12 protein-coding genes are annotated in these 13,768 nt (G+C 35.8%); 5 read left to right on the top strand and 7 right to left on the bottom strand.

What is annotated here, in order from left to right:
- Positions 1-81 precede the first annotated feature (81 nt).
- The 3 genes from G3A47_RS07950 (at position 82) to rlmB (ending at position 5,605) form a co-directional block, all read left to right on the top strand.
- On the top strand, positions 82-3,327 hold the full coding sequence (locus tag G3A47_RS07950) for a SusC/RagA family TonB-linked outer membrane protein (RefSeq protein WP_166921655.1): 3,246 nt from the start codon (positions 82-84) through the stop codon (positions 3,325-3,327).
- A gap of 11 nt (positions 3,328-3,338) precedes the next feature.
- Positions 3,339-4,784 (top strand): SusD/RagB family nutrient-binding outer membrane lipoprotein, encoded by a 1,446-nt coding sequence (locus G3A47_RS07945; protein ID WP_166921654.1) that lies wholly within the window; start codon positions 3,339-3,341, stop codon positions 4,782-4,784.
- Between the two features lie 86 nt (positions 4,785-4,870).
- Positions 4,871-5,605 carry a 23S rRNA (guanosine(2251)-2'-O)-methyltransferase RlmB gene (rlmB, locus tag G3A47_RS07940; RefSeq protein WP_166921653.1) on the top strand — a complete coding sequence of 245 codons (735 nt, stop codon included), beginning with the start codon at positions 4,871-4,873 and terminating at the stop codon, positions 5,603-5,605.
- Positions 5,606-5,955: 350 nt separating this feature from the next.
- Here the strand turns inward: rlmB and G3A47_RS07935 are convergent, their stop codons facing one another.
- Entirely contained in the window at positions 5,956-6,180 is a 225-nt protein-coding gene (locus G3A47_RS07935; RefSeq protein ID WP_166921652.1) for a hypothetical protein, read from the bottom strand.
- A 74-nt stretch (positions 6,181-6,254) separates the two neighbouring features.
- Positions 6,255-7,025, bottom strand: a complete 771-nt coding sequence (locus tag G3A47_RS07930) for a rhomboid family intramembrane serine protease (RefSeq protein WP_166921651.1) — start codon at positions 7,023-7,025, stop codon at positions 6,255-6,257.
- A 226-nt stretch (positions 7,026-7,251) separates the two neighbouring features.
- Here G3A47_RS07930 and G3A47_RS07925 point away from each other — a divergent pair, with 226 nt between their 5' ends.
- Positions 7,252-8,529 (top strand): replication-associated recombination protein A, encoded by a 1,278-nt coding sequence (locus G3A47_RS07925; protein WP_166921650.1) that lies wholly within the window; start codon positions 7,252-7,254, stop codon positions 8,527-8,529.
- 15 nt (positions 8,530-8,544) lie between these two features.
- Here the strand turns inward: G3A47_RS07925 and G3A47_RS07920 are convergent, their stop codons facing one another.
- Genes G3A47_RS07920 through radC form a run of 3 tightly spaced genes read right to left on the bottom strand, consistent with a single transcriptional unit; the run spans position 8,545 to position 10,688 of the window.
- Positions 8,545-9,306, bottom strand: a complete 762-nt coding sequence (locus G3A47_RS07920) for a hypothetical protein (RefSeq protein WP_166921649.1) — start codon at positions 9,304-9,306, stop codon at positions 8,545-8,547.
- Positions 9,307-9,308: 2 nt separating this feature from the next.
- On the bottom strand, positions 9,309-9,995 hold the full coding sequence (locus G3A47_RS07915) for a YjjG family noncanonical pyrimidine nucleotidase (protein WP_166921648.1): 687 nt from the start codon (positions 9,993-9,995) through the stop codon (positions 9,309-9,311).
- A gap of 3 nt (positions 9,996-9,998) precedes the next feature.
- Positions 9,999-10,688: a RadC family protein gene (gene radC, locus G3A47_RS07910; RefSeq protein WP_166921647.1), complete on the bottom strand. Its 690-nt coding sequence runs from the start codon at positions 10,686-10,688 to the stop codon at positions 9,999-10,001.
- A gap of 115 nt (positions 10,689-10,803) precedes the next feature.
- On the opposite strand from radC, the gene G3A47_RS07905 reads away from it, so the two are divergent.
- A complete protein-coding gene (locus tag G3A47_RS07905; protein ID WP_166921646.1) occupies positions 10,804-11,430 on the top strand; it encodes a DUF1287 domain-containing protein in 627 nt (208 codons plus the stop codon).
- A gap of 59 nt (positions 11,431-11,489) precedes the next feature.
- Here the strand turns inward: G3A47_RS07905 and G3A47_RS07900 are convergent, their stop codons facing one another.
- Entirely contained in the window at positions 11,490-12,845 is a 1,356-nt protein-coding gene (locus G3A47_RS07900) for a UDP-N-acetylmuramate--L-alanine ligase (protein WP_166921645.1), read from the bottom strand.
- Between the two features lie 55 nt (positions 12,846-12,900).
- A complete protein-coding gene (locus G3A47_RS07895) occupies positions 12,901-13,587 on the bottom strand; it encodes a tetratricopeptide repeat protein (RefSeq protein WP_166921644.1) in 687 nt (228 codons plus the stop codon).
- Positions 13,588-13,768: the final 181 nt, after the last annotated feature.

Below are 13,768 nucleotides of genomic sequence, written 5' to 3'. Positions count from 1 at the left end.
TTATCAAAAAAAGATTTTTATTTATTAGGAAAGTTAACAAATTATTAAGAGTTTTGCGATACTAATTCAAAATATTTAAAAATGAAACTAAAGTTCAATGGATTGCTAGTACTGTTCATAGTACTAGTGGCGCAACTAACTTTCGCGCAAGAAAGAGTTGTTTCGGGAATGGTTTCTGACAATACAGGAATGCCTCTACCAGGGGTGAGTGTATTGATCAAAGGAACAAAATCTGGGACACAAACTGATTTTGATGGTAAATTCTCTATCAAAGCATCAACAAGCCAAGTTTTGGTATTCAGCTACATTGGGATGAAAACTCAAGAAGTATCTGCAAGTTCATCTTCGATTAATGTAAAATTAGGCGCAGATGCTAATGAACTTGAAGCGGTTGTTGTAACAACAGCTTTAGGTATTAAAAGAGAGAAAAAATCTCTTGGATACTCTGCACAACAAGTAAGTGCTGAACAAGTATCAACTGTTCCTACTGGAAACTTTGTAAACAACTTATCTGGAAAAGTAGCTGGTCTTAACGTAACCAATGGTACTAACTTCGGTGGATCTACAAACGTAGTTCTTAGAGGTTTCAAATCACTTTTGGGAGACAACCAGGCTCTATTTGTAGTTGACGGTGTGCCAATTTTGAACAGTAACGTAAACAGTGCTGACCAAAAAAGCGGTAGAGGTGGTTACGATTTCGGAAACGCTGCTTCTGATATCAACCCAAATAACATTGCTGACATCAACGTACTAAAAGGTGCTGCTGCAACAGCTCTTTACGGTTCCAGAGCACAAAACGGTGCAATTATTATCACAACCAAAAAAGGAAAAGCAAGAACTGACTTAGCTGTAGAATTTTCATCTTCTTACACTATGTCTACTGTAGACAAAAAAACATTCCCTGAATACCAAAGCGAATACGGTCAAGGATATTTAGGACAAAGATTTTCATCGTATCAAGGGCAACCGAGATCGATAACTGGACATGATGCTTCTTACGGACCAAAATTTGACGGTTCACTAGTTTGGCAATACGGCGCTTTTATTCCGGGCTCACCAACAAACGGTCAAAGAACTCCATGGGTAGCTGCTAAAAATGGTCCAATCGAATTTTTCGAGACTGCAACATCTACTATCAACAACATCTCGTTAAACGGTGGAACTGAAAAAGCGACTTACAGATTAACTTATGCTAACACAAACAGCAGTGACATCTTACCTAATGCTTTGTTAAGTAAAAACAACTTTAACGCAAGTGCAACTTATAAGTTTAACGACAAATTAAGTTCAACTTTCAACGCTACTTACGTATCACAAAACACCAGAAATAGAAATACTACTGGTTACGGAGGAAACAATATCGCTGGTTTCAGACAATGGTGGGCAACAAACGTTGACCTTAAAGAACAAAAACAACTTTACGAATTAGGTCACCAAAACTATACTTGGAACATTAAAAGTGCTGCTGATATTGCTCCGCAATATTGGGACAACCCTTACTTCACAAGATATCAGAATTACAATAACGACAGCAGAAAAAGATTTGCTGCCAATGCAAGTATAACTTATGATGCTACTAAAAACTTAAGTTTTACAGGTAGAGTTGGTACTGACGGTTTCACAATGAGAACTGAAGACAGAATTGCTGTTGGATCTATTCCTGCAACTCTTGGATCAAATTCAAATGGTCAAAACTTACCAGTTCAGCCATCAGGTTACGCTTTAGATATCTATGATTTCAGCGAGCAAAACTATGACTTCTTAGCAACTTATAAAAAAGACCTAAGCGAAAACTTAAATCTTAACGTAGTTTTAGGAACTAACTATAACGTACAAAGCAGATTTATTAACCAACAAATGACTTCAGGTGGATTATATATCCCTGGATTGTATACTATTTCTAACTCAGTATCAGCTCCTGCACTACCTAGAATTGTTGATACAAGAAAAGAAGTACTTGGTTTATTCGGACAAGCAACTTTAGGCTACAAAGGAACTTACTACCTTGAAGGTTCTGTAAGAAGAGATGAGTCTTCTGCTTTACCACAAGACAACAATGACTATTGGTATTCTGCAATATCAGGAAGTGTTGTTTTCTCTAACTGGTTAAAAGATGTAGAATTCATCAATTTTGGTAAATTCAGAGCAGCTTACGCTCAAGTAGGTTCTGACACTGATCCAAACCAATTATTGGATACTTACACTGCCAGAAATCCATTCGGAACTGCAGTTTATTCTTTCAATACTACTAAGAAAAACGCAAACCTAAAACCACAACAATTAGATAACGTCGAGTTAGGTTTGAACATGCAATTTGCAAAAAACAGACTTGGATTTGATGTGGCTTGGTTCCAAAACAAAGCATACGATCAGATTTTACCACTTCCTGTATCAACAGCTACCGGATCACCATTTAATACAGTTAACGCTGGTACATTGACTACAAAAGGTTTTGAGGTTTCCCTTAATGCTACCCCTATTAAAACAGATAATTTCTCTTGGGACGTAAACATAAACTGGGCTAACCCAAATACTAAAGTTACGAAATTAGCTCCAGGTATCGAAAACATCAACATTAACTCGTTACAAGGTGGTATTAGTATCAATGCTCCTCTTAATCAAGATTACGGACAAATTTGGGGAACTACTTTTGTACGCGATGATGCTGGAAACAAAATTATCGGTAGCAATGGTGCTTACTTAGTTTCAACTACAACTGACAACAAACTAGGAACTTACCAAGCTGACTGGACTGGTGGTATTAACAATAAATTCAACTACAAAAATCTTTCTTTCAGCTTCTTAATTGACATCAGAAAAGGTGGAGAAATCTTCTCTCTTGATCAATATTATGGATATGGAACTGGTATTTATGCTAATTCAGTTGGAAACAATGATCTAGGATTCCCTGTAAGAAACACTCTAGTAAACAATGGAGGGGTGATATTAGATGGTGTTATGGCTAACCCTGCTTATACTCCAGGAGGAAACCAACCACAGTACATTAAAAACACAACCAGATTAGACAAATCACAATCAAGCCAGGTTTTAGGAACAGATCCACCAGCTGAAGAATTTATTTACGATGCAGGATTTGTAAAATTAAGAGAGGTAGTTCTTACCTACAACCTACCTGAAAGTATTTTAGGAAAATCTGTAAAAGGAGCTTCATTTAGCATAATAGGTAACAACCTTTGGATCATTGACAAAAGTTTGCCATATGCAGACCCAGAGGCCGGATTATCTTCTGGTAACACACAAGGATACCAATCTGGACCTATGCCGACAACTAGAAATATTTCTTTTAATGTCAAAGTTAATTTTTAAAAAAAATGAAAATGAAAAAAATCATAGCAATATTAGCAATAGGTCTGTCGATGACAGCTTGTGTTAATGAGGACACAAATACAGACCCAAATAGCGCTTATACCACTGTGCCTGGATCGTTGATTACTTACTCACAAAAAGAGCTAAGTGACTACCTGAACACCCCGAGTGTGAACGAAAACAACTTCAGGTTAACGATGCAGTATTGGCAAGAGACCACTTATGTAAACGAGAGTAATTACGATTTTACCAACAGAAATGTTTCTAACAATATCTTTTTACTAAATTATGTAAACGTCTTAAACAATTTAGGTAAAGCTAAAGAAATCATTAACGTATACGATCCTGCTCCAACGGAGATAGCAGGTTGGCCAAAAAACAAAAAGAACCAACTAGCTATTATTGACCTGATGCAGGTTTACACTTATCAAATTTTAGTAGATACTTTTGGTAATATTCCTTACACTCAAGCTGCAAATCTTATTGCATATCCATTACCAGTATATGACGATGCTGCTACTATTTACAGTGACTTAATCGCAAGAGTTAACACTGATATAGCTAATTTAGACAATAGTGCTGTTGGATTCGGTACTTTTGATGGAGGTGACAAACTTTACGGTGGGAGTCCGGCAAAATGGCGTGTATTTGCAAATTCTTTAAAATTAAAATTAGCAATAGGAATCGCGGATGCTAACCCAACTTTAGCACAAACTACTGCAACAGCTGCTATTGCTGCAGGAGTAATGACATCTCCTGCCGATAACGCTCAGTTACAATATTTCGATGCATCACCAAACTACAATCCGTTGTATGAAAATCTTTCTGCAAGTGGTAGAGATGATTTCTTTGCTGGAAAGACATTGGTTGACTACATGAACGCGTCTAGCGACCCTAGAATTAGTCACTATTACGACGAAGTAGCAGGTGGTGGTTACAAAGGTCAGACAATTGGTGAAGGTGCTGAGTTTGGAAGTGTTTCTAATATTGGCGGATTTGCTTATACTTCAACAACACCTGGTACTATCTTAAACTTTACCGAAGTTGCTTTCTACGTTGCTGAGGCAAATGCCCGTTGGAACACAGCGGCAGCGGCAGCATCTTATGACGCGGCAGTTACAGCATCTATTACAGAATGGGGCGGTACTCCTGCTGAAGCTACAGCTTATCTTGCTACAAAACCATTTGATCCGGCAAACTGGAAAAAATCACTTGGAGAGCAAGCTTGGGTAGCGATGTTTAATCAAGGGTTAACTTCATGGAACTTCTGGAGAAGATTAGACTTCCCGGTTTTATTGGCTCCTCCAACTGCAATTAACAATGCTGGTGGTAAAGTTCCGGTGAGAATGACATACCCTGTACTTGAACAACAAGTAAATAACGCAAACTGGAAAGCTGCATCTACAGCTATCGGTGGAGATTTATTGACAACAAAATTATTCTGGGATAAATTCTAATTTTATTCTCAAAATAAACATACTAAACCACTCTGTTCATTCAGAGTGGTTTTTTTTTATAGCAACATTATACCTATATTTGCCCTATGGAAAAAGAACATCAAATATTTGGAATTAGAGCCATTATAGAAGCAATTCAGGCAGGTAAAGAAGTAGACAAAGTATTCATCCAAAAAGAAATTTCCGGCGAGCTGATGAAAGATTTAATGAAGGTGATGAAACGCGCCAACATAAATTTTTCCTATGTTCCCGTAGAAAAACTAAACCGACTGACACCAAACAATCACCAGGGAGCCGTAGCGACGATTTCTCCTATTGGTTTTATTGATTTAGAACATTTGGTTGAATCCACAATCGAATCAGGCAGCAAACCTTTATTTTTAATATTGGACCAAATCTCTGATGCAAGAAATTTTGGTGCCATTATCCGTACTGCTGAATGTACTGGCGTAAATGGAATCATTGTACAAAAAGCCGGATCAGCTCCTGTAAATGGAGATACTGTTAAAACATCGGCCGGTGCTGTTTTTAATGTCCCTATCTGTAAAGTTGAACATATAAAAGACGCCATCTTTTATTTACAAGGTTCAGGAATCAAAACTGTCGCAGCTACTGAAAAAACAGAACAAACTCTTTATGATCTGTCTTTAAACGAACCTATTGCGATAATAATGGGATCTGAAGACCGCGGAATAAATCCATCTGTACTTAAAATTGTAGATGAAAAAGCAAAACTTCCAATGTTTGGAACGATTGGCTCTTTAAATGTTTCTGTCGCCTGTGGAGCATTCTTATATGAGGCCGTTAGACAAAGAAGCTAAATAAATTAGAAGTTTAGATTTTAGATTGGTAATGAATAATTTTAACTTAAAATCGAATGCATTCTTACTTACCATTAAAACGATTCCTAATAAACCATTTATACTTTTATCCATAACAGTACTTTCAAATTACTGTTATGGACAAAATAGCACCTACAATCAGTTTTGGTATGAAATCCAGTTTACGCGCACTCTAAACGAAAAATGGTCTACAGAATTAGATATTGCCAACTTGTATAGCAGCAGAATTCTCTTCAAATCTTTTCGAAAATAATGTACAAAGGTCATTTTAGACTTTGGAGGAATTATTATTTAACTCCCAGATGAAAGCCTTCTGGCTTTGTAGCTTATTACGACAACAAGGATGTTCCCGAAATTGAGCAATTTGAAGACATAATTTCTAATAAACTCTGTCTCCTTAATATAATATCGGCAGAAACAACTTCAAAGCCCGAGAAAGCATCCGGACAATACAACATAGACCCGTCTGCCAGTACTTTATTATGAATTTCGCATTGTGCTACAAGCGATACAGAAAATAAAACGGCCAGAATCAGTAAGCTTGTTTTTTTCACAATTAAACGTTTAAGCATTAAACCTTTAATACAAAAACACTGATTTTATAAAGACAAATCTCAACCTGTCAAAATTATGCCATTTCGTCTGTATCCTCTTTTTTTCTAATGGTATAATTAACCAAAACATTGGAATTAAAATAACCCGAAATCACCTCTGGCTCCTCCTCTACTAAAATCTCCGTATTTACAAAATTTCCATTTTCATCAAAATGTTTCATAAATGGATCCTCTTCCGGCTTGAAATCCGGTTTCTGCCAATCGTAAAATATCGGCTTTGCATATTCAGGGGTTTTATAAAACAAAGTCAGAACAAAACCAGTAATAAACCCTGCCAAGTGCCCCTCCCACGAAATGGATTGATCTATATCCGGAAAAACATACCAAATCATACCTCCATACAACAAAACAACAGCAAACGAAAGTGCCACTAAACGATAATACCTTGTCTGAATTCCTTTGAAGAAAATAAAACTAACCAAAACATAAATCAACCCGCTGGCTCCAATATGATAATTCTCACGACCGATCAACCAGGTAATAAATCCCGATAACAAAATCCCATAGGTAATAACAGCTAAAGTTTGTTTGGGATAAAAAAATTGCAGCGCAGCCAATAACACAAACAGTGGAATAGAGTTATTATACAAATGTCTCAAATTCTCATGAATAAAAGGACTAAATAAAACTCCTTGAAGCCCTGAAAAATCGCGAGGGTAAATGCCATTTTGATAAAAATCTAAATCAAAACGAATTTGAAACCAGTAGACAATCCATAGTGAAAGCACAAAAAGTAAAGGCAGACCAATTACAGCAGTTGAAAATTTAAAGTGATTGTCGTTCATAAGGGTATAATAGTCAGTTCTATTAGCTAATCATCAAAAAACTATCCAAATACAATTTACTGATAATTTGTCAGCAAACCGAAAGTTTATGCATCAACAATTGTAAATCCATTACAAACAGTTCTTTTATATATCCATCCCAACAAATCGAAAAAGACATCCTACGACTCCGGGAAATAGCCCCAAAAAACTATAAAATTAAAATGGAAAATAGTAATTTTACAAAATGGAAGCACCTTTAGCCGAACGAATTCGTCCACAGAAATTAGAAGATTATATTAGTCAAACACATTTAGTTGGACCTAATGGTTCCCTGACACAGCAAATTTCAAGAGGAGTTATTCCTTCCTTAATATTATGGGGGCCTCCGGGTACAGGAAAAACAACCTTAGCTCAGATTATTGCGCAAGAATCTAAACGTCCGTTTTATATTTTAAGTGCTATAAATTCGGGCGTAAAAGATATTCGGGATGTTATCGATAAGGCAAAACAAAGCGGCGGGCTATTCACTGCCAAAAATCCGATTTTGTTTATTGATGAGATTCATAGATTTAGCAAATCCCAACAGGATTCACTTTTGGCTGCTGTAGAAAAAGGCTGGATTACACTTATTGGTGCCACTACAGAGAATCCGAGTTTTGAGGTTATTCCCGCATTACTATCACGCTGTCAGGTATACATTCTAAATGCATTTAGTAAATATGATCTGGAAGCCCTACTACATCGTGCCCTAAAAACAGATATCGAATTAGTCTCAAAAAACATAACGCTCAAAGAAACGGAAGCACTATTGCGACTTTCTGGCGGAGATGGCAGAAAACTGCTTAACATATTTGAGTTAGTAATAAACGCCTCAGCAGACGGAGAAATTATCATTACAAACGACCGTGTATTTGAATTAGTGCAACAAAATACGGTTCTGTATGACAAAACCGGAGAGCAACATTATGACATTGTTTCCGCATTTATAAAATCAATTAGAGGCAGCGACCCGAATGGAGCTGTCTATTGGTTAGCCCGAATGATAGAAGGAGGTGAAGATGTAAAATTTATAGCAAGGCGAATGCTTATATTGTCAAGTGAAGATATCGGAAATGCCAATCCAACGGCTTTTATCATGGCTAACAGTACCTTTCAGGCCGTCTCTACCATTGGATATCCGGAAAGTCGCATCATACTAAGTCAATGCGCCATTTATCTGGCAACTTCACCAAAAAGCAATGCCTCGTACATGGCGATAGGGACTGCGCAGCAATTGGTGAAACAAACCGGAGATTTGCCGGTACCAATTCACTTAAGAAATGCCCCAACTAAACTTATGAAAGAACTGGGATATGGTGATGAATACAAATACTCTCACGATTATGCCAATAATTTTGCAGAACAGGAATTTCTACCGGATGCCATAAAAGAAACGGTTCTTTACAATCCGGGAAGCAATTCCCGAGAGAATAGCAACCGCGAATTTTTAAAGAACCGTTGGAAAGATAAATATGGTTATTAAAACCAAATTTTATATTTAGAATTTAACCGAAATTTTTTCAGACACTAGTTTATCATTTTGATAATATTCAAAAAACCATTGATTATCTTTTGCATTTAATGTCCCTTGCACATTGTCTTTTATTGCTATAAAAGAATCGGCACGAGAGGTTTTCAACAATTTCATAACCACTTTTGGAGTCTTATCAATTAACTGATATCCATTTTCTGTTGGCTGTGCATAAAGCAAATTGGGGTCTGAAACATCTGCGACAGGCGTAGCAGTAACGACAGGAGCAGCAACAGCGACTGCACTAACAACAGGTAAAGACGCAGCGGTATTAGTTGCCTTAGCTACAGGAGCCGCAACAGCTTTACCACTATACTTGTAGTTCAGACTCTTTACAGAGACAAACGCCTCATCAAGCGCTTCTCTATACGCAAGTTCATAATCTTTTTCTTTACTTTTTCCAATCTCTGAACTATAAATCACTTTTCCGTAACAGTCTTTTAATTCAACAAAAAGCTTCGTAACTAAAAAACCACCCTGCTTTTTTACATCAACATATAAAAGTTGACAACGATCGTTTAACTCTCCGGGCATTTCTTCATTGATATAAAATGCATTGAAACCGGCACTAAGCAAATTTGATTTCGTTCTTGTTGCTAATCTATACTGATTGTCAGTTTTAATAAAATCGTATTTCAGAGGAATAATGACAGCTTTATAATCATTAACAGATTGTGAAAATCCCATAACCGAAAATAAAAGTGCCGTCAGTAAAAATTTAACTTTCATAATTATAAATATTTTTTAAGTTCTAATAAATGATTTACTTGTTTAAAATTTGTCGGAGCCTCAATCATTTTATCATTAAAAAAGATTGCATCCAAACCGGCATTTAAAGCACCATTAATATCCGCATCAAGATCGTCTCCTATCATAATACTATTTTCTTTGGAAGTTTGAGCCAAATTAAGGGCATAATCAAAGATAACACTATTTGGCTTTTTTACACCCGCTAACTCCGAATTAGTGATAGTGCTAAAATATCCCCCAAGAGCTGCATTATTTATTTTTTTTTCCTGTACCTGAGCAAAGCCATTAGTAATAATATGCAATTTGTACTTTGGCTTTAAATACTCCAACACTTCAATTGCACCATCAAAAAGATGATTATTCTCTGTTAAGAGCTCGATATAATCATTGGCAATCAAATCGATATCTTCATCCGAAATCTTATAATTTAAGGCATCAAAAGAAAATTTAAGTCTATTGTATCGCAGTTCCTGATGTGTGATTTTATCGTGTTGGTACAATTTCCAACAGGCCTGATTGATTGGCACATATTTATCAATAAAATCGGCCGTGTTTATGCTTAGAAATTTCTCTTTGAAAATACGATCAAAGGTCATCTCAGAATTTTTATCAAAATCCCAAAGTGTATGGTCTAAATCAAAAAAAATATCGGTAATAGTAGTATTCATATATTAAAAGATTCCTTCATCTACAAAACTATAATATTTTGTTTCAGTAATAATCAAATGGTCTAAAACTTTAACATCTAAGCTCTCCCCTGCCAGTTTTAATGTCTTCGTAATTTTTTTATCTGCATCACTGGGTTTTAATGCCCCTGAAGGATGATTGTGGCACAAAATTAAGCCTGTAGCCCCCTTTTCTAAAGCTAATTTAAAAACTAAACGTACGTCAACAATTGTACCAGCTATACCACCTTTACTTAGTTGTGATTTAGAAATGACTTTATTTGAATTATTCAGAAAAAGCACCCAAAACTCCTCATGCGGCAAATCTCCAATAATGGGCTGCATCATTTCAAACACCAACTTACTTGATGTAATTTTGATTAGTTCGACAGAATCTTCACTTCTACGACGGCGACCTAATTCTAAGGCTGCAATAATACTAATTGCTTTTGCTTCTCCTATTCCTTTAAAATTCATCAATTGCGGAACTGACATTTTCCCAAGTGTACTTAAACTATGAGCAGTGGTTAAAATTCTTTTACTCAAATCAACAGCCGATTCGGTTCTGTTACCGGATCCGATTAAAATGGCAATTAATTCTGAATCGCTTAAAGCACTTTTGCCTTTTAGCATTAATTTTTCGCGTGGTCTGTCGTCTTCTGACCAGTTTCTTATAGGGAAATGTATTGCTTCCATTGGTAAAAATTTAGGTAAATATCTAATTCCACAAATCTACACAAAAATAAGAAAATTCATTCAAAAATAAACACCCATTTTCACTTAAATTATTTCTAATTTTAAATAAAAAACAATGAAATACCTTTCTATACTTTTGTTCGTGATTTTAACAGGCTCTTGTCATCAAAAAGAGAACAACAAAGCATTGATATCTACTACAAATCAGACCGCAAAAACATTTGAAGAAAAACTATCCGATGCTGCAATTTCGATTATTGATCCCACAATAGAATATGATCCAGCCTATTTTTCTATAGCGTATCCTAACGGGGATGTCCCTAAAAGCAAAGGTGTTTGCACTGATGTTATTATCCGTTCCTATAGAAAATTGGGCATCGATTTGCAAAAAGAAGTACATGAGGATATGATTGCCAACTTTTCTGAGTACCCCAATTTAGAAAAATGGGGAATGACAAAAACGGACACTAATATAGACCATAGAAGAGTTCCGAATCTTGAAGTATTCTTTGAAAGAAAGGGGCAGAAACTTTCCGTAAACCAAGATCCTTCTATTTATAAAACTGGCGAAATCGTAACCTGGATGATTAATGAAAAACTTCCACATATTGGAATTGTTACCAACAAAAAATCAAAAGACCGAAAACGAAATCTAATTGTTCACAATGTTGGTGGTGGCCAGGTTCTGGAAGACTGCTTATTTGCTTATAAAATTGTGGGGCACTACAAATATGTAAAATAAAAAAGCCAACTAACAAATTGAAATTGCTAATTGGCTTACTACTATTATATAAAGTACGACTACTCGATCAGTCCTTTAACATCATCAAAATTTAATCCTCCGTAATTCCCTGAACTCATTAAAAGTAGTGCAGAGTTGTCGAGATTTAGATTAAAAAGGTATTCCTTAAATTCAACAGGGTTGGTGTAAATAATTAAATCTTTTCTGTTGAATGAACTTGCAATCTGCTCGTAAGTCACTTCTTCGAGTTGTTTGATTTTAACCGCATCCGGAGAATAAAACACTACCGCAACATCTGCATATTCTAAAGCGCCCTCATATTCTTTCAGAAACTCGGCATTCAAACTGCTGTAAGTGTGCAATTCTAAACAAGCAACCAAAGTCCTGTTCGGGTATTGTTCTTTTACCGCTTTGGTCGTCGCAGCTACCTTACTTGGTGAATGGGCAAAATCTTTGTAGGCAACTTTTCCTTTTCCTTCCGCGATTTTCTCCAAACGTTTAGAAGCTCCTTTAAAACTGGCAATCGCTTCGTAGAAATCAGCTTCATCAACGCCCATGTTCTGGCAAATCCATTTCGCTCCGGCCAGATTATTGAGATTATGTGCTCCAAAAACTTCAATAGGCATATCCCCTTCAGGTGTTTTTAACAAAGTAACCCCGTCACTAACTGTATATTCCGGAGTCTCATAGGCCAATTTTCGAATAGGATTTGTTGCAGCTTCAGCAACGCGTTTTACTTCTGGATCATTTTCGTTGTACACCAAAATACCTCCGTTTGTAATTTTACCAATAAAAATTTCAAACTGCTCTACATAATTCTCATATGTTGGAAAAACATTAATATGATCCCATGCAATTCCGGAAATCAAGGCAATATTAGGCTGATACAAATGAAATTTTGGTCTTCTGTCTATTGGAGAAGACAAATACTCATCTCCTTCCAGAACCATGAAATCATTCTCTTCTGTTAGATGCACCATGGTATCAAAACCTTCTAATTGTGCCCCCACCATATAATCTACCTCTATATTATGATAATGCATAACATGCAGAATCATCGAAGTAATAGTCGTTTTACCATGAGAACCACCAATTACAACACGGGTTTTATTTTTAGATTGCTCGTACAAAAATTCGGGATACGAATAGATTTTCACTCCCAATTCCTGCGCTTTTAGTAATTCCGGGTTATCTGCCTTTGCATGCATTCCTAAAATTATAGCATCAAGATCTGCAGTGATTTTTTCAGGAAACCAACCTAACGCTACAGGAAGAATTCCTTTTTTCTCTAACCTTGATTTTGATGGCTCGAAGATAGCATCATCACTTCCTGTAACCTGATATCCTTTGTTATGCAATGCTAATGCCAGATTATGCATGGCACTTCCGCCTATAGCGATGAAATGTGTTTTCATTTTAAATTTCAATTTATCTTAAATTTCAAATCTTAATATTCTAAAAATCTAGCTATTAAGTTTCGAATTTTTGTTTTAACTCGCGAGCCTTTTTTGGGTCTTTTAATTTGTTCAAATATAAATTATATAATTTTTGAAATGTAGTTTTTGATTTACCAATTTCATTCGCTTTTATATAATATTTTTCAGCCGAGCTATATCGTTTAAAATACTCTTCAATCCTCCCTCTGGACAAATATCCGTCTACGACAGATAATTGCATTAACTCTACTGAATATGCAATTGCCTTAGCCTCACTTCCTCCAAAAATACCGGGTAAATGTAAATAATATTCGATTAATCCCCAACGGGCCTGAATGTGCTTAGGATTGAGTGCTATTGCTTTTTCAAACGACTCTCTCACTTCGCCTGCCATTCCTAAAGCTTTAAATTTGTTGACTTCTGAAGCACGCATTCCGAGTGCACCTCCATACTTAAAATAATAATTAGCTTCAGAAGGTTTTAATTCTTTTAGTTTTTTATAATAGTCTACCGCTTCTTCCCAAGATTTATTGTAAGCAGCAATGTCTCCTAAATATTCCATTGCCTTTACATCTGATGGTTTGGTTTTCAAAATCTCTTCGAAGATACTCTGAGCTTCATCGTATTTTTTAGCGTGAAACAATTTTTCTCCCTTTTCAAAATTAGATTGCGACCATATTACAAATGGCGAAAGCAAAAATAGAAGTAGCAGTTGTTTCATAACTCAAAAATAAGGAAATATAAAATGTATCATTTGCTTTTAGATATAAATTACTACTTAAAAATATTTTGACATACTCAAAAAACTTATCCGTTAGTTATATATGAGTAGTCCTGAAAAAGGTTGACTGGATTAATATTTTAAAATAATTAAACTGGAATAGAATTCGTTCTGTTCCAGT

The sequence above is a fragment of the Flavobacterium poyangense genome, assembly GCF_011751075.1.
GTDB lineage: Bacteria > Bacteroidota > Bacteroidia > Flavobacteriales > Flavobacteriaceae > Flavobacterium > Flavobacterium poyangense.
This window is presented reverse-complemented; position numbering and strand designations above follow the sequence as displayed.